Source organism: Bradyrhizobium sp. SHOUNA76 (assembly GCF_023006445.1).
Classification (GTDB): Bacteria; Pseudomonadota; Alphaproteobacteria; order Rhizobiales; family Xanthobacteraceae; genus Bradyrhizobium.
The window spans coordinates 1-1406 of the sequence record NZ_JALBHA010000883.1 but is presented as its reverse complement, the minus strand read 5'-3'; the positions used below and the strand labels follow the sequence as shown (position 1 = coordinate 1406).

General features: G+C 68.2%; 1 protein-coding gene. It reads right to left on the bottom strand.

Annotated features, from left to right (window positions below; all coding sequences use genetic code 11):
• Positions 1-118: 118 nt before the first annotated feature.
• On the bottom strand, positions 119-1406 hold a 1288-nt coding region (locus tag MOV74_RS38215), incomplete at its 5' end, for a DUF1800 domain-containing protein (RefSeq protein WP_246932690.1).

The window sequence follows — 1406 nt, the reverse complement described above, 5'->3', positions numbered from 1 at the left end:
CGCCCGTCGGCCGCGCGCGCGAATTTGGGCAGGTAAGCCCAGGCCGCAAACGAGGCGCCGCCGAGCAGCAGGCCGCGCCGCGAGGTGAGGAGCCGGTTCTCGACGCAATCGATCATCGTCATCTCCGCTGCATTTCCGGCGACATCAGCAGCAGCGCCAGCGCCTGCTGGCGCGACTCCGCGCGCTCGACGGCTCGCCGCGTCTCGATGGAGGCCGCATCGGCTGCCGCGAACTCCAAGAGGTCGAGCGGATCGATATTACTGCCGAGCCGCGAGCCAATCTGCGCCGCGATGTCGAGCCTGAGCTTCATGCCCTCAGGCGCGGCCCAGGCTGCATTGGTGTCGGGAAAGCCGTTGGGCCCGGCCGGCGACCACAGCGGTTGCCCAAGCAAATTGAGGCCGTTGAGATAGCGGCTCGGATCCTCCGGCACGCGCGCGAGCAGCCGCCCGCTCGCGACGAGGAAATCGTAAGGACTGCGCATCTTGGTCAGCGGCGCTTGCCACGCTTCATCGGAATCGACCAGCGCCATGGCAAGCGCCTTGAGATCGCCGTCGGTCTTGACGAAGACATCACGCAGGCGCGCGACCAGCGCCGGCGGCGGATCGTCGGCGACGAAGTGGCGGACGAATTTGGTGGCGATGAAGTTCGCGGTCGAGGGATGCCGCGCGATGTCGGCGAGCGCGGCCTCGCCCTGCGCGAGCCCCGTCGGCTCATAGGTCTTGCCGAGGAGCAATTGCGGACCGGGCTGGTGCGCATTGCTGTTGAACACGAAGGAGCCGGGGGGCCCGAGCTGCCCTTGCCGGCCCGCGAAGGTCCAGCCGGTGATGATGCGCGCGAGTGAGGTGACGTCGTCCTGCGTGTAGCCTCCGCCGACGCCGAGCGTATGCAGCTCCATGATCTCGCGCGCGAGGTTTTCATTGAGCCCGCGCTTGCGGTTCTGGCCGGCGCGCGAATCCGGACCGAGCGATTGCTGGTTGTCGAGGAAGAACAGCATCGCCGGATGCTGCTCGACGGCCCGGAGCATGTCGGTGAAGCGCCCGAGCACGTGCGGCCTGATCGCCTCGCGCTCGAACGCGCCGGCCCATATCCGCGCCAGCTCGCCCTTGCTCGCGGAGATGCAAAAATGGTTGGACCAGAACACGACGAGACGTTCGGTAAAGCCGCACGCGGCCAGGGTCGCGCGCTGCAACCGCGCCAGCGCCTCGGCGCGAAATGTTTTCTGGATAACGTTGAGCGGCTGCGGGGCCGGCTTTGCGGCCGGCGGCGCGGCCGCGTTGGGCTGCATCGCCTCTGGCCTTACCGCATCGTCCGCCGGCTTAGCCTCCGTCATCTGGCCGGCGATCTCGGTTGCTGCCGCGTTCAGCGAGAGATTGCGGCGGAGGGCGGGCTTCTGTTCGGTCGGCGCC